We start from the raw sequence: 26,339 nt of genomic DNA, 5'->3' as shown, positions 1-26,339 counted from the left end.
AAAACAGTTCCAGGGTGGCAAGAGGCCCAGAACAGGGCCTCGCAGATCAGACCGGGTCGTTGCGTCGCAGCAATTCTTCGGGCAGGTGTTCGATGTACTCGTCCTCGGCCGGCGGCATCTGCAGGTGATAGCCCTGCTTGTCGAGGTTTTCCAGGACCACGGTGATGTCCTCGCTGGCCAGCTTGCGCTCAGGCGACAGCACCAGATCGAAGGAATGCTTCGGCTTGCCGAACGCCAGCATCAGGGGTTCCGGCACACGCTCCAGAGCATCGCTCTTGAGCACATACAGGTACATTCCGCTTCGCTTGGAGCTTTGGTAAATGGAGCAAATACGTTTCAAGGCTGTTCTCCGGCGGTGGCCAGGCTGTCGAGCAGCATCTGGCCCATGAGTTCGCGGCGCCAGCCACGCAGCGACTCAGGCAATTGATAAGGGCCCTCGGGGAAGCCGCTTTTGACCAGCGCTTCGAGGGTTTTCTTGCGCAGCATCAGTTCCGGGGCGATGCCCAGGCGTTCGGCTTCGACCTGGCCGAGGGCGCGCAGTTGCTTGATAAGCGCCGCCGCTTCGACCGGCAATGGTTCCGGCACCGCCGGCGGCCACTGATCAGGCCCCACACTGCCAGAGCGCTTGATCAGATCAAGCAAAAACTGGCCGTCCTGACGCACGGTACGCGGGTGCATGTCTTCGATCTTGCCCAGCGCGGCGAGGTTGTCCGGTTGCGTGCGGGCCAGCGGCCACAGCGAGTGTTCACGGACGATGCGGTTGCGCGGCAGATCACGGGCACGCGCTTCTTTTTCGCGCCAGGCGCACAGTTCACGCAGCACCGCCAGTTGCGCACGGGACAGTTTCCACGCCAGTTTGGCTTCGCGATAGACCTCGTACGGATCGGTCTCGCGGCGCAGGTTGGCCACCAGTTCGGCGCCATCCTCCAACACCCAGGCGAACTTGTCGTCGGACAGCTTCGGCCGCAGCTGTACGAAAACTTCCGCCAGATGCACTGCGTCTTCAGCGGCATAGCTGATTTGTGTGTCGGAAAGTGGACGCTGCAACCAGTCGGAACGGGTTTCGCCCTTCGGCAACTCAATGCCCAGCACTTCCTGCACCAGCCGCGAATAGCCCATTGAGAACCCGAGGTTCAGGTAGGCCGCCGCCAGTTGCGTGTCGAACAACGGCGCCGGCAGGCTGCCGGTCAGGCGCAGCAGCACTTCGAGGTCTTCGCTGCAGGCGTGCAGGACTTTCAACACCGCCGGATTTTCCAGCAACGCCGCCAGCGGTTGCCAGGCGTCGATGGTCAGCGGATCGATCAGGTAGGCGCGTTTGCCGTCGCCGACCTGCAGCAAACCGGCAATCGGGTAGAAGGTGTCGACCCGCATGAATTCGGTGTCGAGGGCAACGAACGGCAGCTGCTGCCACTCGGCGCAAAACTGCGCGAGGCTTTCGTTGTCGCGAATCCAGTGAATATCGATAGCCACACGGCTCTCCCTTGAAGAATGGCGCGCAGTATATATCGCCGCCGGCGTTTTACGCGCCTGCGCTGGGCCAGAGCTGTAACGAAATGTCCTGCCAGAAAAAAAGAATAGTCTTACAGCGTGGTCAGCACGAGGGATCCGAACCTCCCCGTGTAGGAGCTGCCGAAGGCTGCGATCTTTTGATCTTGTTTTTAAAAACCAACGTCAAAAGATCGCAGCCTTCGGCAGCTCCTACACAGGGGAGTGTTATTTAGTTTTTAAATAGTACTGGGGAAATCTGATTTGCCGATAAGTGCTGCGCGCCGCTTAATCGACAGCCTCCGCAATCCAGAGTCTGCCGATGGAAAACGTCCGTGCCACCTCCCGCCCCGCTGTCTGGCTGATGCTGGGCATCATCCTCGTCGCGCTCAATCTGCGCCCGTCCATGGCAGCTGTCGGGCCATTGTTGTCGGCGATTCGTGGCGATATCCCGCTGAGTTTCAGCGCGGCCTCGCTGCTGACCATGCTGCCGGTGATGGCGATGGGGCTGGCGATGTTTTTCGGCATAGGCATCAGCCGACGCCTGGGCGAGCAGCGCACGGTGATCCTGTCGTTGCTGATTATCGGGCTGGCGACGCTGTCGCGGCTGTGGCTCGATTCGGCGCCGCAATTGATTGGCAGCGCGGTGCTGGCGGGGCTTGGCATCGCCTTGATTCAGGCGCTGATGCCGGCGCTGATCAAATCACGCTTCCCCGATAACGTGGCGCTGTGCATGGGCCTGTATGTCACGTCAATCATGGGCGGCGCCGCGCTGGCCGCCTCATTCTCGCCGCTGGTAATGGGGCAGACCGGCAGTTGGCGCACCGGGCTGGCGATCTGGGCAGGACTGGCCGTGCTCGCGTTGCTGGTCTGGTGGACACAGTCGACCCCATCATCCATCCACAACACGCCTGTAGGAAAAGAGTCCTTCACGCGCAATTCTCGAGCCTGGTTGCTCGCCCTCTTCTTCGGCCTCGGCACGGCGTCCTACACCTGCGTGCTCGCCTGGCTGGCGCCGTACTACGTGGAACAGGGCTGGAGCGAACAGCACGCCGGTCTGCTGCTGGGCTTTCTGACCGCCATGGAGGTGATATCCGGGCTGGTGACGCCGGCCATCGCCAATCGCAGCCGTGATCGCCGTACCGTCCTCGCAGCGTTGCTGCTGTTGATCATCGGCGGCTTCTGCGGACTGATCCTCAGCCCGCAACACCTCAGCCTGTTATGGCCATGCCTGCTGGGGCTGGGGATTGGTGGCTTGTTCCCGATGAGTCTGATTGTCTCGCTCGATCACCTCGACAACCCGCAGCGCGCCGGCAGCCTGACCGCGTTTGTGCAAGGCATCGGCTACCTGATCGCCGGGCTTTCGCCGCTGCTGGCCGGAATCATCCGCGACCGTCTCGGCAGCTTCGAATGGGCCTGGTGGTCGCTGACTGCGGTCATGGTGGTGATGTTGCTGATAGTGCTGCGCTTTGACCCTCGGCATTACGCCCGACACTTCCGTTGAAGCTGAATGCCGTTACCGGGCTAGAGGCCTGTTGCCATCTTTTGCCGGTTTATTTAACGGCGTCGTGTTCCTAAAACTTTCTGTCCCACAACTGACACTGAAACGTCCTACAGGGCTTTGTCCTGGCACCATCGTTCCGCTACGATCATGCGCACACGTTTGCGCGGATTCAGCGCAAGGAGCACAGCGGGACGGAACGGATGCTGAACAGTAACTTGCTTCGAAAGCTCGACATGCAGGATCTCATGGTGTTTATCGCCGTGTATGAGCAAAGCAGCGTCACGGATGTCTCGGAGACGCTGTGCGTCAGCCAGTCCACTGTCAGCTATTGCCTGAAAAAATTGCGCACCAGTTTCGAAGACGAGTTGTTCATCAACACCCGCACGGGCATGCGTCCCACCTACAAGGCCGGCACCATGTACGGCCATGTGCAGAAGATCCTCGAAAGCATCAACCTGTGCCACGCCGGCGCCCCGGCCTTCGATCCGACCCGGCAAGCAGTGACCTTCAATATCTGTGCCCCGGAATACTTCGAGCAACTGGTGCTGCCGCGCCTGTTGAAGCGTTTCGACTTCGACGATTTGCCGGTGGTGGTCAACATGCACAAGTTCGAGACCGACGTGCCCGCCGACGAACTGCGCGACGGCAGCCTCGATCTGGTGATCTGCTTCGGCCCCAACTTCCACCGCAGCCACACCGACCTGAAATCGCGAATGCTGCTGGAGGACGATCTGGTCTGTGTCTTCGACAAACGCGCAACACCGCTGGAGCCGCGCCTGAGCCTGCAGGCCTTCACCGAACGGCGCCATGTGTTCCCGACACCGTGGACTTCCACCACCAACATGGTCGATGGCTGGCTGGCGCGTCAGGCGCAGAAACGGCAGATCGTCGCGCGCTCCAACAGTTACAGCGCGGCATTGAAGATGATCACCGGCACCGACTTCATCCTCACCCTGCCCCGGCGCATCCAGCGCCTGCTGACCAACGACGCGGTGTTCAATCACTGCGAGGCACCGAACGGCCTGCCGGGGTTCACCCTCGACATGCAGTGGAGCCAGAGCGTCGATCAGGACAGCGCCAACGTCTGGCTGCGCGAGCAGGTGATCAAAGTGTGCAGTGAGCTGGATGCGGCCTGAGTCCTACACGCCGATGGCGGTCTTGGTGTAGGAGTCGCGGTCGATATCGAGCAACTCCACGCAAAGCTGCACTTCGACCCCGGCCGGCCACTCGCACAAATCCTGCAACACCGCCAGCAAGCTATCCGAGAGCTGCTTCTTGATCTGCGGCGAACGACCGCTGAGCAGCGCCAGCTTCACATGGACGAAAGCGCGCTCACCCATACCGGTACCGACCTTGAAGGTCTCGACCTTCACCGCCCGGCTCTTGATATCGAACTCGGCGGCGAACTGACCGGAACCCACCAGGGCGTTGTTGAGGCGGATCAACGCCACATCAGCGTTCAACTGCGGCAAGTTGGCGGTGTATTCCATGTGCAGGTGTGGCATGGGGATGCTCCAGTCAGTCGGCAGAAAGGTCGTACATATACCACAGCACCGCCCTACTCCCGTGCGGGTTTTTGCCTGCTCGCGATGAGGGTGTGTCAGTCACATCAATGTTGTCTGACACTGCGCTTTCGCGAGCAGGCTTGCTCTCACAGGGGAGATTTGTGGTGGGATTCAGGGCGCGGTCAGCGGCCGTTCACTCATGAACGTTTCAAGCCGCGAACGCAGCCAGCGCTCGGCCGGATCGCTGTCGACGTGACTGAGCCAGACCATCGACAGATCCAGCATCGGCGTCTTGAACGGAAACGGTTCCTTGAACAACAGCCCGGAGGCAGCCATGGCTTCGGCGGTGTAGTCCGGCAGGCTGGCGATCAGGTCGGTACCGGCCAGCAATGCCGGCAGCGCACTGTATTGCGGCACCGACAACACCACATGCCGGGTGCGGCCGATTTCCGCCAGCCACTCATCGGCATAGCCGCTGATGTTGGCCGTGTGCGACACCAGTACGTGCGGGCGTGAACAGTATTCGTCGAGGGTCAGCGGCGAGTCCGAGGCATCGGCGCGCAGGATGCTTGGCTGGATATGCCGCAGCAGTTTGCGCTTGGCATTGGCTGGCAAACCTCGGGTCTGGCTGATGCCGACGGTGATGTCGCCGGCGGCCAGCAGATCGGGGATGCGCCAGTAGTCGACGTGCTGCACCACGAACACCACGCTCGGTGCTTCCTGGCGCAATGCCCGCAGCAACGGTGGCAGCAGGCCGAATTCGACGTCATCGGACAGGCCGATACGAAACGTCATGTTGCTCACGGCCGGATCGAAATCGTGAGTCAGACTCAGAGCCACCGACAGCGAGTCGAGCGCTGGCGACAGGTACTTGAACAGTTCTTCGGCCCGGGCAGTCGGCTCCATGCGATGGCCGACGCGGATGAACAGCGGATCATTGAACATCGCGCGCAAGCGATTGAGTGCCGAGCTGATGGTCGGCTGGCCGAGAAACAGTTTCTCCGCCGCCCGGGTCACGTTGCGTTCGAGCATCAAGGTCTCGAACACCACCATCAGGTTGATGTCGGCCTTGCGTAGTTCATTTCGATTCATCCATTGCCCCCCGCTCCCCAGACTGCCGGCAGTGTATGAAGTCCTTGGGACTGACGTCTATCAGACGATTGGCGGTTTGTTGGACAATTTCACTGTACCGTCAGGGTTTTCAAGCCCAGCCCCATGACTCGCGCATCGTCATTGAAGCCCAGTGTTTTCGGGCTGACTGCATCGGGCAGATGCAATCGGACATTCAGATATTCCTCGGCCACCTGCGCTGCGCTGAGCGGTATTTCCAGCCGATTGCCCTGCACCTCAGTCAGACGCGTCGACAATGCCTCGACCCCATTGATGCTGACGATCACCCGCTGACTGAGGTTCGGCGGCATGGCAAAGGCCAGCGCCTCGATCACCAGCGCATGCGACCCGGGGGCAACACGCAGCAGCAGTTCCGCATCCTGTCCATCACTCCAGGTGCCCCAGGCTTCCGGGGTGGACCAGCCTTTGACCAATTGTCGAGTGCTGCGGTTGAACGTTTGCACCAGTCCCGGCTGGCTCAAGGGTATCGATGACAGCGCCCGCCCCTGGTCGACCATCGCCAGGCATTGATTGCAACGTTTCCAGCCTGGGGCCAACACGACAAAGTCGTCGACGCGGGTCAACAGATCGGTGTCGCTGTGAATGCTCTTTACCGCCAGCTCCAGCGCATCGTCATCGAGGAGGTACAGCGAATCGCTGTCGTACTGGCCGCTGGCGAGCTGGCTTTGCGTCGTGCGCAGCAGCATGTCCAGCGCCTTGGGGCTCGTACGGCCCAGGTAAGCCGCATCGGTTTTCAGCCCGTGGGTGGCGGCGAAATCGGCAATCGCCTGCCACTGATCAGGCTGATTTTTCGGCATCACGGCGCGGATGCTCTTGTAGTGCGCCGCCGCAATGGCCCAGAACGGATCATGCATCGGGCTGGCCCAGGCCGAGGATTCGGGCAGCATTTTCGCCGCTCTCAAACCGGCCCAGGCGATTCGGCTATCGGCGACTTGCACCACCAACGCCAGCGCCAGCAGCCCCATGGCGATACGCGGCCGATAACCGCGCACCACCAGGTAGGTGAGCAATATCACGATGGCGTAGAACACCGGCCAGAACATGCGTCCTGAAGCGCGAAAAATACTCGCCACACGCAGCGCGAACTTGGGGAGCGGATAGCCGAAAGTATGCAAGCCGATACCGATCTGATTCGACAGGGCAAACAACGTCAATCCAACGAACGCCAACAACAGGAACGGGCGACTGCACAACAAAGCCTTCAACGAGATACCACTTCTGGACCAGCCGATTGCCGCCACTGGCACTAGCAGCAGGACACCCAGTCCGAGGTAGTTGAAGCCTTCGTAATCACCGCCGCCCTTGGGGATGCCCGGCAAGACAAATGACCAACCGTCTGGATCCACCAACGACAACAGGTTCATTCGATAAAAGCCGAAACCGCCGCCCGCCGCCCCATCGGTAATACTGAAATACCCCGCCTGCCAGCAGCACACGCTCACCAGCGCGAACAAACTGACCAGCTCGATCAGCACCTGACGTCGACTCAACTTGCCGGCCCACAACTTGCCCAACAGATCCGCCACCCAGATCAGCGCTACCATCCCCAGCAGATAGGCATGGACCAGTGCTGTCGCGGCGAGCAAACCGCCCCACGCCAAGCGTCGTCGCGGCAGCGCCGGATGCAAGGCCAGATACAGCGCCGCAAGAATCAGGAAATGCCCGACCAGCGAAAGATGACCACCGGTACGCAGAAACATCGGCGGCGAAAACACCAGCAGCCCGGCACCGAGCAGGCGCAACACGGGATTGTCGGTGATCAGTCCGAGCAGCTTCCAGGCAAACCAGGCCTGCAGAATAAAACACGCCAGCAGCCATAAACCGAAATACTGGAACGTCTCCGGCAACCAGCCATTAAACGGTTTGAACAGCAGCGCCAGCAGCGGATTGGAATCGGAAAAAATGATCGAGCTGCCCAGTTCCATCCCATAGGACGGGTTCAGCCCGAGGGGAAAAGTCCAGGGCGAATGACGAAAGAATACCCAGCCCAGATAGTGCGTTGCCGGGTCGCCGTCCTTGAGCCAGGCAATGTTTTGCGGATCGAGGGCACGCGGGCCGATCACCAGAAAAAACGCCAGCGCTCCCAGCAGGATCGGCAACAGCGCCAAGGACGGGTGCTTGTTCAAGCCCTTCATCGATACGTCCAGAAGTTATGCAGCACAAAGGTGAATGCCGGGATGATCAGTGCCACCGCGCCGATGCCCAGCAAATAGTGCAGTCCAGCGAGTTGCGCCGCCCACGCAACCAACATCGCCAGCAAGAATCCACCGCAGGAAACCAGCATGAAGCGCAGCAAGGTTTTGCCATGCAAACGGGCCGAAAAACTCCAGGTGGTGTTGATCACATAGGACACCACCGTCGCCACAGCAAATGCCACCCCGTTGGCCAACGGCGGTTGCGGCGCGACGAAGTTGATGAACAGCACCGCCACCAGCGCATGCAGTGCGGTGACGAACAGACCGGTCACGGCAAAGCGCAAACCACGCTGGACCAACGCCGATCGGTCGGCTGAGATCACGGCTTACGCGCCAGCACGAAAACGCTCAGACCGGCCAGGCGATTCATGCCCATCAGCGGCAGTTCAAGGCTGCAGAGGGTCTTGAGCACGCCGTTGACCAACGGATGATGGCGTTTGAGTTGAGACTGCGGTACTGCGGCCTGCGGGCCTTTGGGCAGCAAACGCAATGCCGCGGCGATCGGAAACACCGCACCGAAATAGTAGGCACCACGCTGCACAGTCAAACCGGCATCACGGGCCAGGGTTTCAAACTGCGGCAGGGTGTAGCGGCGCTTGTGTTCGAGGAAGTCGTCATGCCCGCTCCACAGGAACTGGAACGCCGGCACGGTCATCAGGAAGCGGCTGCCGGACGGCACTTTATCGACGTAGGCCTTGAGTAGCCCAAGGTCGTCGTCGACATGCTCCAGCACGTCCATGAGCAGCACCAGATCCGCATCGATGGCGTCGATATCGCGGCGGTAATACACCGGTTTGCCAACCGTGGTCGCATCGGAATCGGCGGGGTAGCTGATATCGACGCACCACGCCTCCTGCGCCGAGGTTTGCGTCAGCAGGTGGTGCGAGAAAAACCCCGACCCGGCGCCCACGTCGAGAATCCGCGTGATCGGTGCATCACCGAGCAGACGACGCGTCGCAGCCGCTTTGGAGCAGTAATACCAATGCTCACCGATGCTGTCGCCGAGGATGTCGGTTTCCTTGAGATCCATGTTTCAGTCCTTGGGGTCGTAGACGCGACGCACCAGAAAAATCGGCCGGCGTTTGGATTCGATGTAAGTGCGACCCAGGTACTCGCCGAGCACGCCGATGCCAATCAACTGCAGGCCACCGAGGAACGTCACGGCTACCATCAACGAGGCATAACCGGGCATGTCGACGCCGTGGATCAGCGTGCGCAACACGATAAAAATGGCAAAGGCAAAAGATACCAGCGACACCGCCGCGCCGATGTACGTCCAGATCCGCAGCGGTTCGGTACTGAAACTGGTGATGCCTTCCAGAGCAAAATTCCACAGCCGCCAACCGTTGAACTTGCTCTGCCCCGCCACGCGCTCGGGCCGCTCGTAATCAACGTGGGTGGTGCGAAAACCGACCCAGGCGAACAGGCCTTTCATAAAGCGCCGGGACTCGGGCAAGGTCAGCAAGGCATCGACCACACAACGGTCCATCAGGCGAAAATCACCGACGTTTTCCGGCAATGGTTGTTCGGCGATCTTGTTGTGCAAACGATAGAACCAATGCGCCGAAGTCTGCTTGGCCCACGTATCGCTGCGGCGGCTGACGCGATGACCGAGCACGACTTCATAGCCCTCGCGCCATCGCTCGATCATTTGCAGAATGATTTCGGGCGGGTCCTGCAGATCGACGTCGATGGGGACGACGATCTGCCCGGTGGCGATCTGCAATCCCGCAGACAACGCCGCCTCTTTACCGAAGTTGCGACTCAGATCGACAATGCGCAGCCGCGAGTCGCGCAACTGGCGCTCCAACAGCCGCTCAAGCGTGGCATCGGAACTGCCGTCATTGACGAACACCAGCTCCAGAGCAATTGAGGCCTGGTGCTGGAAGACTTCATCGAGGCGCAGAATGAACGCGTCGAGACTGTCCTCCTCGTTAAAAACCGGGACAACCAGCGATAACGTGACCCGTGTGGCCTGTGCTGTTCCATGCTCAGTCAAGGGAATGCTCTTTTTATAGTGTTTGTCGGTCGTCGAAGCATTTTCGACGCCATGAGCCGTCCCGTATTAAGCAGTAGCGTCGATAGCCTTGCAAGGTGGAAGTGGCGACATTCTGGCCAATCCAGACGTCAATGCGTGCGCTCTGGCCCGCACTCTTCAGAAACATCTGCCAACGATTGGAAACAAATGCCCGATAGCGAAAAAAACTCGCTCCGCTAGGCTTGCGACGATGCGCCACACAGGTTGTCGCAAACACCATCGCAAGGAGCGAACTGAATGTATTTCGAGATCTACAGGCAATCCCGAGGCACCCCGAGCACCGGCAAAGGCCAATGGCGCTGGAGACTGCGGGCGGGGAACCACGAGACGATTGCCAGTGGCGAGTCGTATGTGAACAAGGCTGATTGTTTACATGTGATCGAGTTGATCAAGGGTGTGCAGGGGGAGACACCGGTGAAGGAAATTTAAGCGGTGCGGTTCGTTCTCCCGAGCGGGCCGGCTTCAGAACCACGCAAATCGGAGGCCGATCAGGTATTTTTTTCCTGAAAATGAAAAAGCCCAGCAATAACGCTGGGCTTTTAGACCGGAAGTCTTACGACTTTACTTGGAAGACTCTAATTTAATCTTTTTGGCAGTCCGAATTATCGCTTTTTGCATCTCAATCGCTTCATTTGCTGCAACAAGATACGCTTCACGTCTTTCTTCTATGGACCCAGCATGAAAAAAAGCCGACATCGGGGTCGATAATGCTTTTTCCTTGATTTCGTCGCTTTCGCCTTTCATAAGGCTACTCCGTTCAAAATACATTCCAGTTCGTTCTGATCATAGGGCTGGTTAACGAACCGGTCAATTTCATCAGCTGAAAGGTTGATACCAATGTCAGCATTCCCGCCATCCGTGTTTTTAAGGATCACATCCACCTGCAACGAATCGCCCAACTCTCGCTTCAACTCACAGACAGATGCTTTTGCAGCATAAAACTGCCTCACAAACTCGCGGCATGGAATGTTTCGCCCCTCCGTTTCCTCACGCGCAAGAACAAATTCCCACGCTAACTCGGGCCGTTGATAAACGTAAATGATCTGTACAGATCTATTTTTTCTATCAATGGAGCGCAGAATTTTTCTTCTCGCGACCTCTGGATTAGCTAGCGTCCCATCCAGCAAAAATGACTGGTCTTGCTGATAGACCAAATCAAGAGTCCGCTCGACTATGGCTGTTACCGCTCGCTGAAAAAGGCTGGAGTTATTTCCACTGTATTCAGCAAAGAACCCCCTGAAGTCATCCGGGTCGATCCTCAGTGCACGTGAGCCGCCAGCCCCGATCACATTGATAAACGCTTTGGATACTTCCGTTTTCCCCGCTCCCGGAGAACCAGCCATGAAAACTGACACAGGGTGATCCTCTCGTGGATGCCTGGTCAAACACGCAACTTCACGCGCGATGCGGGTGCGATTGGCTTTGGCAAAGGCTAATGCGCGTTCAGATATGCCCTGCTCCAGTGATGTCATCGGTTTCTCCCTAAAGTGAACTGAATCTACCACCCCTCATGAGCACGAACACATCCAGCATAAAAACAAAAAAGTATCCTTCCGTGACAACAATGGACTCAGTCACCAAAGGGCACGCACAACTCATCGCCCTGCTATCGCATTTTTTCAACAGAAACAAAAAAGCCCCGTAGCTTTTCAGCTACGGGGCTTTTTCTATGTATGGCGGAGAGATAGGGATTCGAACCCTAGGTACCGGTGAAGGTACAACGGATTTCGAATCCGTCCCATTCGGCCACTCTGGCATCTCTCCAACGGCGCGCATCATAACAACACTTTTGCCGAAAGCAAACCCTCTTTCGCAAAATTTCTCGTGCTATCAGATGCTTGCGTCGATTAAAGCGGTACACCCAGACGATTGGCGACTTCTTCGTAGGCTTCGATGACGTCACCGAGGCCCTGACGGAAGCGGTCCTTGTCCATTTTCTTCTTGGTGTCCTTGTCCCACAGACGGCAGCCGTCCGGGCTGAACTCGTCGCCCAGGACGATCGAGCCGTCGCTGAACACGCCGAATTCAAGCTTGAAGTCGACCAGCAAGAGGCCTGCGTCGTCGAACAGTTTGCTCAGGACTTCGTTGACCTTGAGCGACAGTTCTTTCATGCGTGCCAGTTGCTCGGCGGTGCCCCAGCCGAATGCCACGACGTGGGATTCGTTGATGAACGGGTCGCCCTTGGCGTCGTCCTTCAGGAACAGTTCGAAGGTGTACGGGTTGAGCTTCATGCCCTCTTCGACGCCCAGACGTTTTACCAGGCTGCCAGCGGCGTAGTTACGCACGACACACTCGACCGGGATCATGTCCAGCTTCTTCACCAGGCACTCGTTGTCGCCGAGCAGTTTGTCGAATTGGGTCGGAATGCCGGCCGCTTCGAGTTTCTGCATGATGAAGGCGTTGAACTTGTTGTTCACCATGCCTTTGCGGTCGAGCTGCTCGATGCGCTTGCCGTCGAACGCCGAGGTGTCGTTGCGAAACAGCAGGATCAAGCGGTCAGCGTCGTCGGTCTTGTAAACCGATTTGGCTTTGCCGCGGTAGAGTTCTTCACGTTTTTCCATGATGGGCTCCGCTTGCTAAGTAGATGGGCTAGGCGATATGGCGCCAGTCGAGCCCTGAATCTTGATCGGCCAGTTGCAGCCAGTCCGGGTCGCACCCGAGGGTATCGACGAAACATTGCCGGGCCAGCTGCGGCAGGTTGTTCTTGCTGCTCAGGTGGGCGAGAACCAGATGCTGCAAGCCCTGCCACCCCAACTCGGCCACCAGGAATGCCGCCTGATGGTTGTTCAAATGTCCCAGCTCGCCGCCCACCCGTTGCTTGAGAAAGTACGGGTAATGACCACGGGCCAGCATGTCGCGGCAGTGGTTGGACTCGATCATCAACGCATCGAGATCCCGATAGCCGTCCAGCACCCGCTCGCAGTAGGAACCCAGGTCGGTCAGCAGGCCGAAGCGCCGCTGCTCGCTGTCACTGAATACGTACTGAGTCGGCTCTTGCGCATCATGGGCCACGGCAATGACCCCGATGTTCAGTGCGCCGATCTGCAGCTGCTCGCCGCCGGCGAGAAAGCCTGCGGGTTCGATCGGTTTGCGCATCCCGCGCAGTGTGCCGCGACTGAGGTAGACCGGTAGATTGTAGCGCCGAGACAGCAAACCCACGCCATGCACGTGGTCGGCATGTTCGTGGGTTACGAGTATCGCGCTCAGTTGCGCCGGGTGAACACCCAGGCGCAACAGGCGTTTTTCGGTTTCCCGCAGGGAAAAACCACAATCCACCAGCACATACGTATCAGCGCTGGCGATCAGCGTGCCGTTCCCTTGGCTACCGCTGCCGAGAACGGCAAAGCGCATGTGATCAGCCCAGGTTGTCCTGAATCACGCTCAACACTTTGCGCGCCACATCGGCAGGCGCTACGGTGTTGATGTTCTTCTCGACGGTCACCTGAACGTTCTCACCGACCTTGCTCAGGCGAACCTGATAACGCTCGGCACGGGCTTCAACTTCTTCCTTGGTCGGCGCACTGCCGAACAGGCTGCTGAAGAAACCAGGCTTGTCGTCTTTCTTCTCGGCTTTTTCGGCCAGGTTGATGTAGTACAGGCCCAGGCTGCGGTTGATGTCTTCAACGCGCCACTGACCTTGCTCCAGCGCACGACCGACGCTCGACCAGGCACGATCCAGGTCCGGACCGACGTTCAATACCGGGTTGCCGCTGCCGTCTTCGCTGAGGCTGACACGGCTCGGGGTATCGAAATCGCGCGAAGCCAGCATCGACACCGAACCACCCTTCTCGGAGATCCGGCTCATGCTCGCCAGCATGTCGTCGACCAGCGCTGCGTCCAGGCCAGTGTTGACCGAACGGTTGGTGAACTCGACGTCGGCGGTGCTGCCGGCAGGACGCTCGGCGCTGACCACGTAGATTTCACTGGTGTTGCGCTGCACGCCCGGCTCGATACGCACCCGCACGCGGGTTTCGCTGTCGGCACCGACACCGGCGGCGCTCAGGCGCTTGGCCACAGCGGCGGACAGCTCGTCGGAATGCTGCCAGGTGGTGGTGAACTCACCGGTTTGCGGGCGCTGTTCATCCAGTCGGAAACCGTTGTCCTGGAAGAACTGCACCGCCACTGGCCAGACTTCGGCCGGTGGGTGCTGGGCCACGACCCAACGCGAGTCACCGCTCTTCTGCAGCGAGTAGTCGGTCGCATCGGCAACCGCCGTCAGCGGTTGCGGACGTGGTACCACGTATTCGCCCTTCGCCGTGTCATCAGCCACGTTGCGCGGGATCGGCAACAGCGGATCCAGACGCTTGGAGGTGCTGACATTCGGTGGCAGTTGCATCGGTGCAGTCTGTTGCGCTTCCAGGTAATCGCTACCACGGTCACGGAAATAACCTTCCGGGCCCCAGACCCATCCGCAGCCACTGGTGCTGGAGATAATCAAGGCAAGTGCGGAAAGTCCGGCCATTCGCTTCATGCGTTGTACTTCCTCAATTAAACCAGGACGCTGCACTGGCGCAGGGCCGTGCGAAGCGTTTCATGACAAGGAGCGCTCAGCCAGGTCAGCGGCAGGCGGATGCCTTCGTGCATCAGGCCCATTTCAACCAAAGCCCACTTCACCGGAATCGGGTTGGCTTCGATGAACAGGTCCTTGTGCAGCGGCATCAATTTTTCGTTGATCGCCCGTGCGGTCTCGGCGTCGCCTTTCAGCGCGGCCTCGCACAGGTCAGCCATTTCGCGCGGGGCGACGTTGGCCGTTACGGAGATATTGCCTTTGCCTCCCAGCAGGATCAGCTCGACCGCGGTCGGATCATCGCCGGACAGCACGATGAAGTCCTTGCTCACGCCGTCGATGATGGCTTTGGCGCGTTTCAGGTCGCCGGTGGCTTCCTTGATGCCGATGATGTTCGGCACGCTGGACAGGCGAATTACGGTCTCGGCCTGCATGTCGCAGGAGGTGCGGCCGGGAACGTTATAGAGAATCTGTGGAATGTCGACTGCTTCGGCAATGTGCTTGAAATGCTGGTACAGGCCTTCCTGGGTCGGCTTGTTGTAGTACGGAACTACCAGCAGGCAGGCGTCGGCGCCGGCTTCCTTGGCGTTGCGGGTCAGCTCGACGGCTTCGCGGGTCGAGTTGGCGCCGGTACCGGCGATCACCGGAATGCGCCCGGCTACCTGTTTGACCACGGCTTTGATGACGGCGATGTGTTCTTCTACATCAAGGGTCGCCGACTCGCCGGTGGTACCGACCGCGACAATGGCATGGGTGCCGTTCTTGAGATGGAAGTCCACGAGTTTGCTGAGGCTGTCCCAGTCAAGACGCCCTTGTGCATCCATGGGAGTGACCAGTGCCACCATACTGCCCGCAATCATGAAACCGCTCCTGCCGGAAAAAGAGAGCGGTAATGGTACTGGCGCCAAGATGCTTGCACAAGCGAAGTACTGCGCCGCCATTCCCCTTGGCCTCGGTTTTCGCTACCCTTCAGACTTTGATCGGTACAGATCAGCTTGTACGCCGGGTTCCAGCCTCCCCTTTCGGCCTCCCAGGCCCCGTTCCAGTGTCGCTGCTGCACGCTCCGCCTTTATTGGAGCGAATTGCGAGCCACGGCCCGGGGCTTTCTGAACGGGCACGCGCAGACGCATCCCGACGGCCAATGCCCATCGACCTACCGACCGCTCATCGCTTTAGGAATGCTGCATGTCCACCCCCACAGTTCGCGAACAATTCCTTGTCATCAGTGCCCTTGGCGCCAACCCCATGGAGCTGACTAACGTCCTGTGCCGCGCCAGCCATGAAAATCGCTGCGCCGTCGTCACCTCCCGCCTGACTCGCCATGGCGAATGCAGCGCCCTGGTGCTGGAAATCTCCGGCAGCTGGGACGCGCTGGCCCGCCTCGAAGGCAGCCTGCCGACCCTGGCCAAGCGCCACGCATTCACCGTCAACGTGGTACGCAGCGCGGCTCTGGAAAACCGTCCGCAGGCCCTGCCGTACGTGGCTTATGTCAGCTCGGCGTATCGCCCGGACATCATCAATGAGCTGTGCCAGTTCTTCATGGATCACAACGTCGAGTTGGAAAACCTGACCTGCGACACCTATCAGGCGCCGCAGACCGGCGGCACCATGCTCAACGCCACGTTCACCGTGACACTGCCGGCCGGCACCCAGATCAGTTGGCTGCGCGACCAGTTCCTGGATTTCGCCGACGCAATGAACCTGGATGCGCTGATCGAACCTTGGCGCCCACAAAACCCAATGTAAGGAAGCTTTCATGGCCGTCGTCATCGACCAACCGGTTGCGGATTTCGAAGCACCTGCCACCAGCGGGCAGACCGTCAGCCTGTCCGCCCTCAAGGGCAAACAAGTGGTGATCTACTTCTATCCGAAGGACAGCACCCCGGGCTGCACCACCGAAGGCCAGGGTTTTCGTGACCAGTACGCGGCGTTCCAGGCCGCTGATACCGAGATTTTCGGTATCTCCCGCGACAGCCTGAAGTCTCACGAGAACTTCAAGTGCAAGCAGGAGTTTCCGTTCGAGCTGATCAGCGACAAGGACGAAGCCGTCTGCCAGTTGTTCGACGTGATCAAGCTGAAAAAGCTGTACGGCAAGGAGTATCTGGGCGTTGATCGCAGCACATTCCTGATCGACAAGAACGGTGTACTGCGTCAGGAATGGCGCGGTGTAAAAGTGCCGGGGCATGTGGATGCGGTGCTGGCTGCGGCTCAGGCCCTCAATAAAGCCTGATATTTCTGCGTCGTTTTCACTGACGCTTTCGCGAGCAAGCCCGCTCCCACATAGACCTCGGTCAACTGTGGGAGCGGGCTTGCTCGCGAAGGGGCCATAAGCCGCAACGAGTAATCCGGTTTTAAAGCAACGGAGCTACAACCGGCTCCTTGCGCGGCCAGGCGTCCAGCACTGCCTTGAACAGCGTCGCCAGCGGAATCGCGAAGAACACGCCCCAAAACCCCCACAACCCGCCAAACAACAACACCGCGCAAATGATTGCCACCGGGTGCAGGTTGACCGCCTCGGAAAACAGCAACGGCACCAGCACGTTGCCATCCAGCGTTTGAATGATCCCGTAGACCGCCATCAGATAGATGAACTGATCGCTCCAGCCCCACTGGAACAGCGCGATCAGTAACACCGGCACGGTCACCACCACCGCACCGACGTACGGCACCACCACCGACACCCCGACCAGCAACGCCAGCAGCGCCGCATAGTTGAGGCCAAGCGCGACGAAGGCGATGTAGGTCACGCCGCCACAGATCACGATCTCGATGACCTTGCCGCGAATGTAGTTGGCGATCTGCCGGTTCATTTCCTGCGCCACGCGGGTGATCAGCGCCCGCTCACGGGGCAGATAGCCGCGCACCCACTCGCCGATCATGGCCCGATCCTTGAGGAAGAAAAACACCAGGATCGGCACCAGCACCAGATAGATCATGATGTTGACCAGCAGCGGCAGGCTCGACAGCGAGAAGGTCAGCGCCCATTGGCCGAATTTGCCGATCTCGCCACGCGCCGCTTCGATGGCCTGCAGCACCTGCTCGTCGGAGACCAGATGCGGATAACGCTCGGGCAGCAGCAACAGCAGCGACTGCCACTTGGCGAGCATGCCCGGCAGCTCGTTGAACAGCGTGATCAACTGATGCCACAGCAGCGGCAAGACCACCACGATGAACACCAGCAACACGCCCATGAACAGCGCAAACACCAGGCCCACCGCCGCCGCACCAGGCACGCGCATACGCTCAAGGGCGAGCACCAGCCCCTGCATCAGATACGCCAGCACCATCCCGGCCAATACCGGCGCAAGCATGCCACCGAGCGTGAGCACCGCGGTGAAGGCGAGAAACAGCAGCACCGCCAGCACCACCGCTTCTTCATCGGAAAAGTAGCGCTGAATCCAGTCGCGTAACACTTTGAACATCAATAATCCTTAGGTCTTTTACGCTGTTGGCTTCAGGCTTTTTTCAACCAGTAACGGTAGACGCCTGCTTCCTCTTCTTCGCGCAGCAGCGTATGACCGGCCAGACGGGCAAAGGTGCGGAAGTCGCGCTGCGAACCCGCATCCGTGGCGATCACCTTGAGCACCGCGCCGCTGGACAGCTTGTTGAGTTCCATCTTGGCCTTGAGCAATGGCAACGGGCAATTCAGGCCACTGGCGTCCAGTTCACAGTCATGGGCTACAGCGTCAGTCATTGCGTCACTCCGGTTCAGGTGGTTGAGGCGCCTAGAATATCTGGTCGCACGCCCGGTGTCCGGCTACAGTAAGGTCTTTGTCTTCTAAGGCTTTGTGCATGACATTTCTGCGCCCTACCCTGCTGACGCTCGCTTGCCTGCTCGCCTCACCGGGCTTTGCCGACGATCTGCCGTCACTTGGCGACGCCAGTTCTGCCATTGTCTCTCCGCAACAGGAATACCAGTTGGGCCGCGCCTGGCTGGCGATGTTGCGCAGCCAGGTTGCACAGCTCAACGATCCGCAGCTCAAGGACTACGTCGAGTCCAGCGTCTACAAACTGGTGGAAACCAGCCAAGTGACCGACCGCCGCCTGGAGTTCATCCTGATCAACAGCCCGCAGCTCAACGCCTTCGCCGCGCCGGGTGGCGTGGTCGGGGTCAACGGCGGGCTGTTCCTCAACGCGCAGACCGAAGGCGAATATGCCTCGGTACTGGCCCACGAACTGGCTCACTTGTCACAACGTCACTTTGCTCGCGGCGTCGAAGCTTCGCAGCGGATGCAGGTGCCGATGATGGCGGCTCTGCTCGCCGGGATCGTGATTGCCGCCGCCGGGGGCGGTGATGCCGGGATCGCGACCATCGCCGGTACTCAGGCCGCAGCCATTCAGTCGCAGCGTACCTTCTCGCGCCAGAACGAGCAGGAAGCCGACCGCATCGGCATCCTCAACCTGGAAAAGGCCGGATACGATCCGCGCTCGATGCCGACCATGTTCGAACGCCTGATGCGCCAGTATCGCTTCGACGCCAAGCCGCCGGAGTTTCTGCTGACTCACCCGGTCACCGAATCGCGTATCGCCGACACCCGTAACCGCGCAGAACAAGCGCCAGCGGGCGGCATCGAAGACAGCATGCGCTATCAGCTGATTCGCGCTCGCGTACAGTTGATCTACGAAGAAACCCCGGGGCTGGGCGCCAAACGCTTTCGCGCACAACTGGATGAGAATCCGAAGAACGACGTGGCGCGCTACGGCCTGGCAATCGCCCAGATCAAGGGTGGGCAGCTCAATGAAGCCCGGGAGAACCTCAAACAGCTCTTGGCCAAGTCGCCCAACGAAATCATCTACAACCTCGCGCAGATCGACCTGGACATCACCAACAACCGCCTGCCGGATGCGCAAACGCGGGTCGACCGGATGCTCACGCAGTATCCTGGCAATTACCCGCTGAATCAGGTTCGCGTCGATCTGTTGCTGAAACAGAATCGCACTGCCGACGCAGAGAAGGCTCTCGATAGCCTGCTCAAATCCCGTCCGAATGATCCGGACGTGTGGTACCAGGTGGCCGAGACCCGTGGTCTCTCAGGCAACATCATCGGCTTGCATCAGGCCCGCGCCGAGTACTTCGCGCTGGTCGGTGATTATCGGCAGGCGATCCAGCAGCTCGACTTTGCCAAGCGCAAGGCGGGCAGCAACTTCCCGCTGTCCTCGCGGATTGATGCACGCCAGCGCGAGCTGATGGAGCAGGAGCGCATGATCAAGGACATGATGGGCTGAGTTTTCATCAGCGAGATAAAAGTTTCAGGCACAAAAAAACCGCCTCTCTCGAGGCGGTTTTTTATTTCACCGCGACCGGCTTATTCAGCCAGTTTGAAGGTGATGAAGCTGGCGCGACCTTGACGCAGAACGCGCATCGACACCGAACGATTCTTCGGCAGGGCCTTGGCAATATCGGTGAACTCCTTGGTGGAGCCGATGGCCTGGTTGTTCAGGTGAGTGATCACGTCACCCGGCTGCAGACCGATCAGGGCCGCAGGGCCGTCCTGAACTTCCTTGATCACCACACCGCCCTTGAGGTCGTAGGTTTTCTTCTGCTCAGCGGTCAGTTCCGCCACCGAAACGCCGAGGCGGTTGCTGCTGCTTTCCGCGCCGGACTTCGGCAGTGCTGCCAGCTCTTTGTCTTCGTCCGGAATCGCACCGACTGTCAGCTCGACATTCTTGCGCTTGCCGTCGCGAATCACTTCAAGGTTGGCCTTGGCGCCCGCTTTCAGCGCACCGACCAAGTGTGGCAAGTCGGCGGACATGACGATCGGCTGACCGTTCATGCTCAGGATCACGTCGCCCACTTGCAGGCCACCCTTGGCTGCCGGACCATCATCCTGAATCTGCGCAACCAGCGCACCGGCCGGCTTATCAAGACCGAACGACTCGGCCAGATCCTTGTTCACTTCCTGAATGACCACACCCAGCCAGCCGCGGCTGACCTTGCCACCGCTTTTCAGCTGATTGGAAACGTCCATCGCCACGTCGATCGGGATGGCGAACGACACCCCCATGAACCCGCCGGAACGGGTGTAGATTTGCGAGTTGATCCCGACCACTTCACCGTTCAGGTTGAACAGCGGGCCACCGGAGTTACCCGGGTTGATCGGCACGTCGGTCTGGATGAACGGCACGTAGTTTTCGTTCGGCAGGCTACGGCCGACGGCGCTGACAATGCCTTGGGTCACGGTGTGGTCAAAGCCGAACGGCGAACCGATTGCCACCACCCACTGACCGGCCTTCAGGTCCTGGGACTTGCCGAGCTTGAGCACCGGCAGATCCTTGCCATCGATTTTCAGCAGGGCCACGTCAGAGCGTGGGTCAGTGCCGATCAGCTTGGCTTTCATTTCACTGCGATCAGCCAGACGCACGAGGATTTCGTCGGCATCGGCAATCACATGGTTGTTGGTCAGGATGTAGCCATCCGAGGAAATGATGAAGCCCGAACCCAGCGATTGCGCTTCGCGCTGACGATCACCGCGTGGCGAACGCTGCTGAGGCGGCATGCCGCGTTCGAAGAACTCGCGCAACATCGGCGGCAAGCCTTCAAGATCAGGCATCTGCTGGTTCACCTTGCGGTCCGGCAGCTTCTGCGTGGTACTGATGTTCACCACTGCAGGCGAGGCCTGTTCAACCAGTTGGGTGAAGTCAGGCAAGTCGGCCGCTTGGGCAGCGGGCACCGCCTGACCAAGCACGAGCACGGTGGCGAAAATGGAGAGATAAGACTTCAAGCTAAGTATCGACATACAGCTCCCGTTACGACGAGCAGGGTTAAGCGATATGGAGCAAGGAACACCGGGAACCGCGGGCCGGTATTTTTGTTCCGGGAACAACAGACAAGGCCAGAGCCGTGAGGCTCTGACCTATAAAAAACTTTCGGGGGATTTGCAAATGAAAATGCTGAGCAAACATTTCATCTACGTCTCGAAGAACAAGTGGAAATGACTGAAATCAGCTCACTGCTTGCTGGTTGCAGCGCCATCGTTACGCATCGACAAGGCAATTCTTTCAGCTGTGCCAATGGGGATCTCGCCAACCACCGTAACCATTATTTCGCCCTGAGGCGTGGTGAGACGACGGGAAACGGCGACGGTCGGACCGAGCTGCGTGCGCGTATCCGTGACTGTCGCACCGTTCAACGGTTCCAGAAACACCGAGAAACGCGCCAACCCGTCGTCATACATGAGGCTATTAACCTGAGTTTTGGTTTCCTGGTCTTTGTGCGAGGTGCTGCTGGTCAGTTCGAAGCCAGGTGGCAACCAGTCGGAACGCCAAACCTGAGCCGTCTTGACGGCAGACGCCTTGTCACTGTCAAGCGTAACTGCCTTGCACTCGGTGCCAGCTTGCAGGTCTTTGTCCGACGGAACATCTGCGGTATCAAGACTGGTGAACTGGAAACGCTCGAGTAACTGCCCCTTGTCGTTGAGCAACAACGATTTCAGTGGCAACCCGGTCTGTTTATCCAGATGCAGTTCGAAACCATAGCGATGCTGATCGCGAGGCGTCAGCGACACGATGACCGCATCACGCCCGGCCACGCGCGACTTGCCGATGACAGCAAGGTCATACCAGTTTTTCAGCTTTTGGGGATCAAGCGAACGAGCGGTCGAGTTGGGAGAATCTCCCAACCCCGCAATCAGGGTGCCGCTGACGCATTGAGTATGCCCATCAACGCGCACGACTTCCTGTGCCGATCCGTCGAGCTGAAGCAAACGCTCGCGAACCTGACCATTCTGGACGCGGTGCCAGATATTGTGGGTAGAAAAACTACCGTTACGCTCGTATACGAAAGTGCCGCGGAAGCTTTGCTGCTGCTCGGCCTGACCCAGGCGGATCAACCAGTCCTGGGCCTCGTCGGCATGGGCTGGAACAACAAACCAGCCGCTGAGCAGAAGCGAAAGTAGAGGTATGGCGCGCATGATCCTCCTTAACGGTTTTCCATGCTTGCTGCACGCGCGTAAGGCAGAGCGCTTTCAGTACCTTTCAATGCAGCCTGCTGAGCATGCTGACGCAGATAGCCTGGCAGACGCTGATCGTGCCAGCCTGGCTGACCCTGCAGGACGCCATTGGCCATCGGGCCGGTGGTTTCCGAGCTTTCCTTGTAGCCTGCCAGAACAGCCGGGCCTTTGACCTGCGGCGCAACCAGCGAAGGCTGGTTGGACTGCTGGGCCAGCTCGACGCCAGCGATCTCGTCCTGGTTGTACAGGCGCACACCAGCCAGTACTGCAACGGTCACCGAAGCCGCAACGGCCAGACGACCAAGGTTGCGCCAAGGGCCGCGGGATACTTTGGCCGGAGCCGTTTCGTCTTCCAGCGCAGCAGAAACTGCCGCAGCAATGTCCAGACGCGGAAGCAGCAGATCCTTGTGCATGGCTGCCCGAGCGATCTGATAACGAGCCCAGGTCTCACGGGTTTCAACATCGTCCAGTGCATTGATCACTCGACGCAATTCCAGTTCGTCCGCTTCGTTATCCATCACTGCGGACAGCGATTCCTGCAGGGCTTCACGACTCATGGCGTTCCTCTCTTGGCTGTCGCCGCTGTCTCAGTTTTCCTGCAACAACGGCTGCAGGGCTTTATCGATGGCCTCCCGAGCGCGGAAAATCCGGGAGCGCACGGTACCCACCGGACACTGCATGACGCTCGCAATGTCCTCGTAACTCAGACCATCGAATTCACGTAAAGTTAAAGCCGTACGCAAATCCTCTGGCAGTTGCTGAATGGTTCGATGGACGGTGCCTTCGATCTCATCCCGCAGCAATGCGCGTTCCGGTGATTCGAGATCCTTCAGGCCATGATCGCCGTCGTAGAACTCTGCATCTTCAGAACTTACATCGCTATCCGGCGGCCGGCGGCCGCGTGAAACCAGATAGTTTTTTGCCGTGTTGATGGCAATGCGGTAAAGCCACGTATAGAACGCGCTGTCTCCGCGAAAGTTTCCTAGCGCTCGGTAGGCCTTGATAAAGGCTTCCTGAGCCACATCCTGGGCTTCATGGGTGTCGTGCACAAAACGCACGATCAACCCGAGAATTTTGTGCTGATATTTCAGCACCAGCAGATCGAAAGCTCGCTTGTCGCCACGCTGAACACGCTCGACCAGCTGCTGATCCTCTTCCTGGGTTAGCATGAACACTCCTCGATAAGCATGGAGGAGGCTTGCATAACTAAACGACCAGACTTGCAAACATAGACTCGGGCTTTTCGCAAAAGTTCTCCCCCTCCAGGCAAGTTTCCTGCGGGCTCTGATTTGGCACGCACGAAAAACGCAGCGCGGGATAAACCGGCTGCGCGAATAATCTTGTCATCGGTTCGCCGGCAAAAACCCAATCGCAGGTTCTGCATTGAAGCCGACACTGTCCCATGCTTCTGGCAACTGACTATTGATCTTGGGCCTCTGGCAAAAGTTCCAATTATTTATAGCCGGGCTGAAGCGACATTGAGCAACCGTGTGCTGAAAAAGCCTGTTTCATCCTCGATACAGTCGCCTTTTCCGAAAACGACGGAAAAAAACGTCCGACGAAACGTCAAGCTTTTGTCGTCACAGTAGTTTCACAATGCCATACGAGCCCGGCTATTGTGCCGCTCCCCCCCTCTATATACTAGTGGGCTGTGTGGCTGTCTTGACTCGCCGATCCAGCTGTCTTGCGCCAACCCCGATCCGGGTCGCTTTGAGCGGAATCCTGAAATGAGCCAACAGTTTCAACACGATGTTCTGGTGATTGGCAGCGGCGCTGCCGGTTTGAGTCTCGCACTGACCCTGCCGGGTCATTTGCGCGTCGCGGTATTGAGCAAAGGTGATCTGGCCAACGGCTCGACTTATTGGGCCCAGGGCGGCGTCGCTGCCGTGCTGGACGATACCGATACTGTCGAATCCCACGTCGACGACACCCTGAACGCCGGCGGCGGTCTGTGCCATGAAGACGCGGTGCGCTTCACCGTCGAGCACAGCCGCGAAGCCATCCAGTGGCTGATCGACCAGGGCGTGCCGTTCACCCGCGACGAACAGTCCGGCACCGAAGACGGCGGTTTCGAATTCCACCTGACCCGCGAAGGCGGGCACAGCCATCGGCGCATCATCCATGCCGCTGACGCGACCGGCGCAGCGATTTTCACCACCCTCCTTGCTCAGGCCAAAGAGCGCAGCAACATCGAGCTGCTGGAACAACGGGTTGCCGTTGATCTGATCACCGAACGCCGCTTGGGTATGGACGGCGAGCGCTGCCTCGGCGCCTATGTGCTGAATCGCGCGACCGGCGAAGTCGATACCTACGGCGCACGCTTCGTGATCCTCGCGTCCGGCGGCGCGGCCAAGGTCTACCTCTATACCAGCAACCCCGATGGCGCCTGCGGTGACGGCATCGCCATGGCCTGGCGTTCGGGCTGCCGGGTGGCCAACCTGGAATTCAACCAGTTCCACCCCACGTGCCTGTACCACCCACAGGCCAAGAGTTTTCTGATTACCGAAGCCCTGCGCGGCGAAGGTGCTCATCTGAAGCTGCCCAACGGCGAACGGTTCATGCCGCGCTTCGACAAACGTGCTGAACTGGCGCCGCGGGACATCGTCGCCCGCGCCATCGACCATGAAATGAAGCGGCTGGGCGTCGACTGCGTGTATCTCGACATCAGCCACAAGCCTGAAGCCTTCATCAAAAGCCACTTCCCGACCGTCTACGAACGTTGCCTGGGTTTCGGCATCGACATCACCAGGCAGCCGATCCCGGTCGTACCGGCGGCGCACTACACCTGCGGCGGCGTGATGGTCGATCAACACGGTCGCACCGACGTGCCGGGGCTGTACGCCATCGGCGAAACCAGCTTCACCGGTCTGCACGGGGCCAACCGCATGGCCAGCAACTCGCTGCTCGAATGCTTCGTTTATGCCCGCTCGGCGGCAGCGGACATTCTTGCGCAACTGGACGAAATCGCAGCACCAAGCGCTCTACCCGAATGGGACGCCAGCCAGGTGACCGATTCCGACGAAGACGTGATCATCGCCCACAACTGGGATGAGTTGCGCCGCTTCATGTGGGACTACGTGGGCATCGTGCGCACCAACAAGCGTCTACAACGGGCGCAGCACCGCGTGCGTCTGTTGCTGGACGAGATCGACGAGTTCTACAGCAACTATAAAGTCAGCCGCGATCTGATCGAGCTGCGTAATCTGGCGCAAGTCGCCGAACTGATGATCTGCTCGGCCATGGAGCGCAAGGAAAGTCGCGGTCTGCATTACACACTCGACTATCCAAACCTGCTGCCCGAGGCGCTCGACACTATTCTGGTGCCGCCCACCTACGCCGGCTGAACTTGAGCCGCACTCGCAGGCGTCGGTGCACATCCGCTGCCTGCGAGTCTCGCGGTACACAGATCGAGCGCACCCGCAGCTCGCCGCGCAAACGAAAGCGCAATACCACGATCAACGGCAACGCCAGGCTATCCGGGCGCAGCTGCACCGCTTGCCAGCCGCCCGCCTGATTCCACAACTGCCAGCCATCGGCGTCGCGGCGCAGTCCGCAAAAAGCCTGCGGATGCGTCAGCAGAATCTGCCGTGGCAACACCCACGCGGCGTGCAGCACACAAGCGAAAGCCCCGAGCAAACTGGCCCAGAGTGGAATCGTCAGAAGAAACAACACACCCAGAGCGAACGCTTGGGCCAACAGATACGCCGCCAGCAACTGCCGTGAGGCATGCCAGCGGCATTCGAAGGTGTTACTTGGGCTGAACACGGTCCAGGATCATCCGGACCATGCGCTGCAGCTCCGGGTCTTCGGACTCACTGCGCTCCATGAACCAGCCGAACATGTCCTGATCCTCACAGGTCAGCAGACGGACATACAAGTCGCGATCGACCTGGTTGAGGTGCGGATAGACCTCTTGCACGAACGGCACCAGCAGCACGTCAAGTTCCAGCATGCCGCGGCGGCTGTGCCAGAAGAGGCGATTGAGTTCAACTTGTTCGACCATGGAGCCCTCCTCAAATAGGCGC

Annotated in this window: 29 protein-coding genes and 1 tRNA gene; 7 read left to right on the top strand and 23 right to left on the bottom strand. The window is 59.3% G+C overall.

All coding sequences use genetic code 11. From position 1 onward, the window contains the following. Positions 1-46: 46 nt before the first annotated feature. The gene (locus AC1RBR_RS07120; protein ID WP_095138552.1) at positions 47-340 is read right to left on the bottom strand and encodes a YcgL domain-containing protein; all 294 of its coding nucleotides are present in this window, start codon (positions 338-340) and stop codon (positions 47-49) included. Further along, on the bottom strand, positions 337-1,470 hold the full coding sequence (gene rnd / locus AC1RBR_RS07115) for a ribonuclease D (RefSeq protein ID WP_492563611.1): 1,134 nt from the start codon (positions 1,468-1,470) through the stop codon (positions 337-339). The genes AC1RBR_RS07120 and rnd overlap by 4 nt, the downstream gene beginning before the upstream one ends. A 337-nt stretch (positions 1,471-1,807) precedes the next feature. Between rnd and AC1RBR_RS07110 the strand changes: the two genes are divergently transcribed. Together AC1RBR_RS07110 and AC1RBR_RS07105 are read left to right on the top strand one after the other, a co-directional pair. After that, the gene (locus AC1RBR_RS07110) at positions 1,808-2,989 is read left to right on the top strand and encodes a cyanate transporter (RefSeq protein WP_492563609.1); all 1,182 of its coding nucleotides are present in this window, start codon (positions 1,808-1,810) and stop codon (positions 2,987-2,989) included. A gap of 200 nt (positions 2,990-3,189) precedes the next feature. Next, positions 3,190-4,125: a LysR family transcriptional regulator gene (locus AC1RBR_RS07105; RefSeq protein WP_492563608.1), complete on the top strand. Its 936-nt coding sequence runs from the start codon at positions 3,190-3,192 to the stop codon at positions 4,123-4,125. 3 nt (positions 4,126-4,128) lie between these two features. Here AC1RBR_RS07105 and AC1RBR_RS07100 read toward each other — a convergent pair whose 3' ends face one another. The 6 genes from AC1RBR_RS07100 to AC1RBR_RS07075 all read right to left on the bottom strand — a co-directional run bounded on the left by AC1RBR_RS07100 (position 4,129) and on the right by AC1RBR_RS07075 (position 9,819). Then, positions 4,129-4,494 (bottom strand): 5-carboxymethyl-2-hydroxymuconate Delta-isomerase, encoded by a 366-nt coding sequence (locus tag AC1RBR_RS07100; protein ID WP_095138550.1) that lies wholly within the window; start codon positions 4,492-4,494, stop codon positions 4,129-4,131. A gap of 171 nt (positions 4,495-4,665) precedes the next feature. After that, positions 4,666-5,586 (bottom strand): LysR substrate-binding domain-containing protein, encoded by a 921-nt coding sequence (locus AC1RBR_RS07095; RefSeq protein WP_481396698.1) that lies wholly within the window; start codon positions 5,584-5,586, stop codon positions 4,666-4,668. Between the two features lie 89 nt (positions 5,587-5,675). Next, a complete protein-coding gene (locus tag AC1RBR_RS07090) occupies positions 5,676-7,760 on the bottom strand; it encodes a DUF6311 domain-containing protein (protein WP_492563606.1) in 2,085 nt (694 codons plus the stop codon). Then, a complete protein-coding gene (locus AC1RBR_RS07085) occupies positions 7,757-8,143 on the bottom strand; it encodes a GtrA family protein (protein WP_492563604.1) in 387 nt (128 codons plus the stop codon). Before AC1RBR_RS07085 ends, AC1RBR_RS07090 begins: the two co-directional genes overlap by 4 nt. After that, a complete protein-coding gene (locus tag AC1RBR_RS07080) occupies positions 8,140-8,850 on the bottom strand; it encodes a class I SAM-dependent methyltransferase (protein ID WP_492563602.1) in 711 nt (236 codons plus the stop codon). The genes AC1RBR_RS07085 and AC1RBR_RS07080 overlap by 4 nt, the downstream gene beginning before the upstream one ends. Before the next feature lie 3 nt (positions 8,851-8,853). Next, positions 8,854-9,819: a glycosyltransferase family 2 protein gene (locus AC1RBR_RS07075; protein WP_443533213.1), complete on the bottom strand. Its 966-nt coding sequence runs from the start codon at positions 9,817-9,819 to the stop codon at positions 8,854-8,856. Positions 9,820-10,095: 276 nt separating this feature from the next. On the opposite strand from AC1RBR_RS07075, the gene AC1RBR_RS07070 reads away from it, so the two are divergent. Next, positions 10,096-10,287: a YegP family protein gene (locus AC1RBR_RS07070; RefSeq protein ID WP_007963291.1), complete on the top strand. Its 192-nt coding sequence runs from the start codon at positions 10,096-10,098 to the stop codon at positions 10,285-10,287. A gap of 132 nt (positions 10,288-10,419) precedes the next feature. On the opposite strand, the gene AC1RBR_RS07065 is transcribed toward AC1RBR_RS07070, so the two are convergent. The 7 genes from AC1RBR_RS07065 to dapA all read right to left on the bottom strand — a co-directional run bounded on the left by AC1RBR_RS07065 (position 10,420) and on the right by dapA (position 15,225). Then, positions 10,420-10,602, bottom strand: a complete 183-nt coding sequence (locus AC1RBR_RS07065) for a hypothetical protein (protein WP_115986163.1) — start codon at positions 10,600-10,602, stop codon at positions 10,420-10,422. Further along, positions 10,599-11,330 carry a zeta toxin family protein gene (locus AC1RBR_RS07060; RefSeq protein ID WP_492563599.1) on the bottom strand — a complete coding sequence of 244 codons (732 nt, stop codon included), beginning with the start codon at positions 11,328-11,330 and terminating at the stop codon, positions 10,599-10,601. Before AC1RBR_RS07060 ends, AC1RBR_RS07065 begins: the two co-directional genes overlap by 4 nt. A gap of 202 nt (positions 11,331-11,532) precedes the next feature. Beyond that, a tRNA-Ser gene (locus AC1RBR_RS07055) sits at positions 11,533-11,622 on the bottom strand. Positions 11,623-11,705: 83 nt separating this feature from the next. After that, entirely contained in the window at positions 11,706-12,419 is a 714-nt protein-coding gene (gene purC, locus AC1RBR_RS07050; RefSeq protein ID WP_007963288.1) for a phosphoribosylaminoimidazolesuccinocarboxamide synthase, read from the bottom strand. Positions 12,420-12,447: 28 nt separating this feature from the next. Continuing rightward, positions 12,448-13,209 carry an MBL fold metallo-hydrolase gene (locus tag AC1RBR_RS07045; protein ID WP_095138542.1) on the bottom strand — a complete coding sequence of 254 codons (762 nt, stop codon included), beginning with the start codon at positions 13,207-13,209 and terminating at the stop codon, positions 12,448-12,450. A 4-nt stretch (positions 13,210-13,213) separates the two neighbouring features. After that, entirely contained in the window at positions 13,214-14,329 is a 1,116-nt protein-coding gene (bamC, locus tag AC1RBR_RS07040) for an NlpB/DapX family lipoprotein (protein WP_095138541.1), read from the bottom strand. Between the two features lie 17 nt (positions 14,330-14,346). Continuing rightward, positions 14,347-15,225, bottom strand: coding sequence for a 4-hydroxy-tetrahydrodipicolinate synthase (gene dapA, locus AC1RBR_RS07035; RefSeq protein WP_027614465.1), 879 nt, complete (start codon positions 15,223-15,225; stop codon positions 14,347-14,349). 325 nt (positions 15,226-15,550) lie between these two features. Here dapA and AC1RBR_RS07030 point away from each other — a divergent pair, with 325 nt between their 5' ends. Further along, entirely contained in the window at positions 15,551-16,111 is a 561-nt protein-coding gene (locus AC1RBR_RS07030; protein ID WP_007963284.1) for a glycine cleavage system transcriptional repressor, read from the top strand. Positions 16,112-16,121: 10 nt separating this feature from the next. Beyond that, a complete protein-coding gene (locus tag AC1RBR_RS07025; protein WP_204895725.1) occupies positions 16,122-16,595 on the top strand; it encodes a peroxiredoxin in 474 nt (157 codons plus the stop codon). A gap of 121 nt (positions 16,596-16,716) precedes the next feature. Here the strand turns inward: AC1RBR_RS07025 and AC1RBR_RS07020 are convergent, their stop codons facing one another. Both AC1RBR_RS07020 and AC1RBR_RS07015 read right to left on the bottom strand, forming a co-directional pair. Next, on the bottom strand, positions 16,717-17,787 hold the full coding sequence (locus AC1RBR_RS07020) for an AI-2E family transporter (RefSeq protein ID WP_027614463.1): 1,071 nt from the start codon (positions 17,785-17,787) through the stop codon (positions 16,717-16,719). A gap of 32 nt (positions 17,788-17,819) precedes the next feature. Continuing rightward, entirely contained in the window at positions 17,820-18,059 is a 240-nt protein-coding gene (locus tag AC1RBR_RS07015) for a sulfurtransferase TusA family protein (protein ID WP_095138540.1), read from the bottom strand. A 98-nt stretch (positions 18,060-18,157) separates the two neighbouring features. Here AC1RBR_RS07015 and AC1RBR_RS07010 point away from each other — a divergent pair, with 98 nt between their 5' ends. Next, positions 18,158-19,591 (top strand): M48 family metalloprotease, encoded by a 1,434-nt coding sequence (locus AC1RBR_RS07010; RefSeq protein ID WP_007963277.1) that lies wholly within the window; start codon positions 18,158-18,160, stop codon positions 19,589-19,591. A gap of 80 nt (positions 19,592-19,671) precedes the next feature. Here AC1RBR_RS07010 and AC1RBR_RS07005 read toward each other — a convergent pair whose 3' ends face one another. The 4 genes from AC1RBR_RS07005 to rpoE form a co-directional block, all read right to left on the bottom strand. Next, positions 19,672-21,102, bottom strand: a complete 1,431-nt coding sequence (locus AC1RBR_RS07005; protein WP_095138539.1) for a DegQ family serine endoprotease — start codon at positions 21,100-21,102, stop codon at positions 19,672-19,674. Between the two features lie 210 nt (positions 21,103-21,312). After that, on the bottom strand, positions 21,313-22,275 hold the full coding sequence (locus AC1RBR_RS07000; RefSeq protein WP_492563596.1) for a MucB/RseB C-terminal domain-containing protein: 963 nt from the start codon (positions 22,273-22,275) through the stop codon (positions 21,313-21,315). An 8-nt stretch (positions 22,276-22,283) separates the two neighbouring features. Beyond that, entirely contained in the window at positions 22,284-22,871 is a 588-nt protein-coding gene (locus AC1RBR_RS06995) for a sigma-E factor negative regulatory protein (protein ID WP_003222558.1), read from the bottom strand. A 30-nt stretch (positions 22,872-22,901) separates the two neighbouring features. Next, complete coding sequence (rpoE, locus tag AC1RBR_RS06990; protein WP_003172477.1) at positions 22,902-23,483, bottom strand: RNA polymerase sigma factor RpoE/AlgU; 582 nt, start codon at positions 23,481-23,483, stop codon at positions 22,902-22,904. Positions 23,484-24,041: 558 nt separating this feature from the next. Between rpoE and nadB the strand changes: the two genes are divergently transcribed. After that, positions 24,042-25,658, top strand: coding sequence for an L-aspartate oxidase (gene nadB / locus AC1RBR_RS06985; protein WP_253150845.1), 1,617 nt, complete (start codon positions 24,042-24,044; stop codon positions 25,656-25,658). On the opposite strand, the gene AC1RBR_RS06980 is transcribed toward nadB, so the two are convergent. Together AC1RBR_RS06980 and AC1RBR_RS06975 are read right to left on the bottom strand one after the other, a co-directional pair. Next, positions 25,627-26,079 (bottom strand): protein YgfX, encoded by a 453-nt coding sequence (locus AC1RBR_RS06980; protein ID WP_492563593.1) that lies wholly within the window; start codon positions 26,077-26,079, stop codon positions 25,627-25,629. The genes nadB and AC1RBR_RS06980 overlap by 32 nt on opposite strands. Beyond that, positions 26,063-26,317, bottom strand: a complete 255-nt coding sequence (locus AC1RBR_RS06975; RefSeq protein WP_007963266.1) for an FAD assembly factor SdhE — start codon at positions 26,315-26,317, stop codon at positions 26,063-26,065. The genes AC1RBR_RS06980 and AC1RBR_RS06975 overlap by 17 nt, the downstream gene beginning before the upstream one ends. Between the last annotated feature and the right edge of the window lie 22 nt (positions 26,318-26,339).

Source organism: Pseudomonas sp. GW823-FHT01D03, assembly GCF_058798255.1.
Note: the sequence above shows the minus strand (reverse complement) of the source record. Positions and strands in the feature narration are given on the sequence as shown.

What these genes read in the sequence shown, in the direction of transcription:
- AC1RBR_RS07110 (WP_492563609.1), top strand. Translation starts at nt 1,808, where the DNA reads ATGGAAAACGTCCGTGCCACCTCCCGCCCCGCTGTCTGGCTGATGCTG.
- AC1RBR_RS07105 (WP_492563608.1), top strand. Translation starts at nt 3,190, where the DNA reads ATGCTGAACAGTAACTTGCTTCGAAAGCTCGACATGCAGGATCTCATG.
- AC1RBR_RS07100 (WP_095138550.1), bottom strand. Translation starts at nt 4,494, where the DNA reads ATGCCACACCTGCACATGGAATACACCGCCAACTTGCCGCAGTTGAAC.
- AC1RBR_RS07095 (WP_481396698.1), bottom strand. Translation starts at nt 5,586, where the DNA reads ATGAATCGAAATGAACTACGCAAGGCCGACATCAACCTGATGGTGGTG.
- AC1RBR_RS07090 (WP_492563606.1), bottom strand. Translation starts at nt 7,760, where the DNA reads ATGAAGGGCTTGAACAAGCACCCGTCCTTGGCGCTGTTGCCGATCCTG.
- AC1RBR_RS07080 (WP_492563602.1), bottom strand. Translation starts at nt 8,850, where the DNA reads ATGGATCTCAAGGAAACCGACATCCTCGGCGACAGCATCGGTGAGCAT.
- AC1RBR_RS07070 (WP_007963291.1), top strand. Translation starts at nt 10,096, where the DNA reads ATGTATTTCGAGATCTACAGGCAATCCCGAGGCACCCCGAGCACCGGC.
- AC1RBR_RS07065 (WP_115986163.1), bottom strand. Translation starts at nt 10,602, where the DNA reads ATGAAAGGCGAAAGCGACGAAATCAAGGAAAAAGCATTATCGACCCCG.
- AC1RBR_RS07060 (WP_492563599.1), bottom strand. Translation starts at nt 11,330, where the DNA reads ATGACATCACTGGAGCAGGGCATATCTGAACGCGCATTAGCCTTTGCC.
- purC (WP_007963288.1), bottom strand. Translation starts at nt 12,419, where the DNA reads ATGGAAAAACGTGAAGAACTCTACCGCGGCAAAGCCAAATCGGTTTAC.
- AC1RBR_RS07045 (WP_095138542.1), bottom strand. Translation starts at nt 13,209, where the DNA reads ATGCGCTTTGCCGTTCTCGGCAGCGGTAGCCAAGGGAACGGCACGCTG.
- bamC (WP_095138541.1), bottom strand. Translation starts at nt 14,329, where the DNA reads ATGAAGCGAATGGCCGGACTTTCCGCACTTGCCTTGATTATCTCCAGC.
- dapA (WP_027614465.1), bottom strand. Translation starts at nt 15,225, where the DNA reads ATGATTGCGGGCAGTATGGTGGCACTGGTCACTCCCATGGATGCACAA.
- AC1RBR_RS07030 (WP_007963284.1), top strand. Translation starts at nt 15,551, where the DNA reads ATGTCCACCCCCACAGTTCGCGAACAATTCCTTGTCATCAGTGCCCTT.
- AC1RBR_RS07025 (WP_204895725.1), top strand. Translation starts at nt 16,122, where the DNA reads ATGGCCGTCGTCATCGACCAACCGGTTGCGGATTTCGAAGCACCTGCC.
- AC1RBR_RS07020 (WP_027614463.1), bottom strand. Translation starts at nt 17,787, where the DNA reads ATGTTCAAAGTGTTACGCGACTGGATTCAGCGCTACTTTTCCGATGAA.
- AC1RBR_RS07015 (WP_095138540.1), bottom strand. Translation starts at nt 18,059, where the DNA reads ATGACTGACGCTGTAGCCCATGACTGTGAACTGGACGCCAGTGGCCTG.
- AC1RBR_RS07010 (WP_007963277.1), top strand. Translation starts at nt 18,158, where the DNA reads ATGACATTTCTGCGCCCTACCCTGCTGACGCTCGCTTGCCTGCTCGCC.
- AC1RBR_RS07005 (WP_095138539.1), bottom strand. Translation starts at nt 21,102, where the DNA reads ATGTCGATACTTAGCTTGAAGTCTTATCTCTCCATTTTCGCCACCGTG.
- AC1RBR_RS07000 (WP_492563596.1), bottom strand. Translation starts at nt 22,275, where the DNA reads ATGCGCGCCATACCTCTACTTTCGCTTCTGCTCAGCGGCTGGTTTGTT.
- AC1RBR_RS06995 (WP_003222558.1), bottom strand. Translation starts at nt 22,871, where the DNA reads ATGAGTCGTGAAGCCCTGCAGGAATCGCTGTCCGCAGTGATGGATAAC.
- rpoE (WP_003172477.1), bottom strand. Translation starts at nt 23,483, where the DNA reads ATGCTAACCCAGGAAGAGGATCAGCAGCTGGTCGAGCGTGTTCAGCGT.
- nadB (WP_253150845.1), top strand. Translation starts at nt 24,042, where the DNA reads ATGAGCCAACAGTTTCAACACGATGTTCTGGTGATTGGCAGCGGCGCT.
- AC1RBR_RS06975 (WP_007963266.1), bottom strand. Translation starts at nt 26,317, where the DNA reads ATGGTCGAACAAGTTGAACTCAATCGCCTCTTCTGGCACAGCCGCCGC.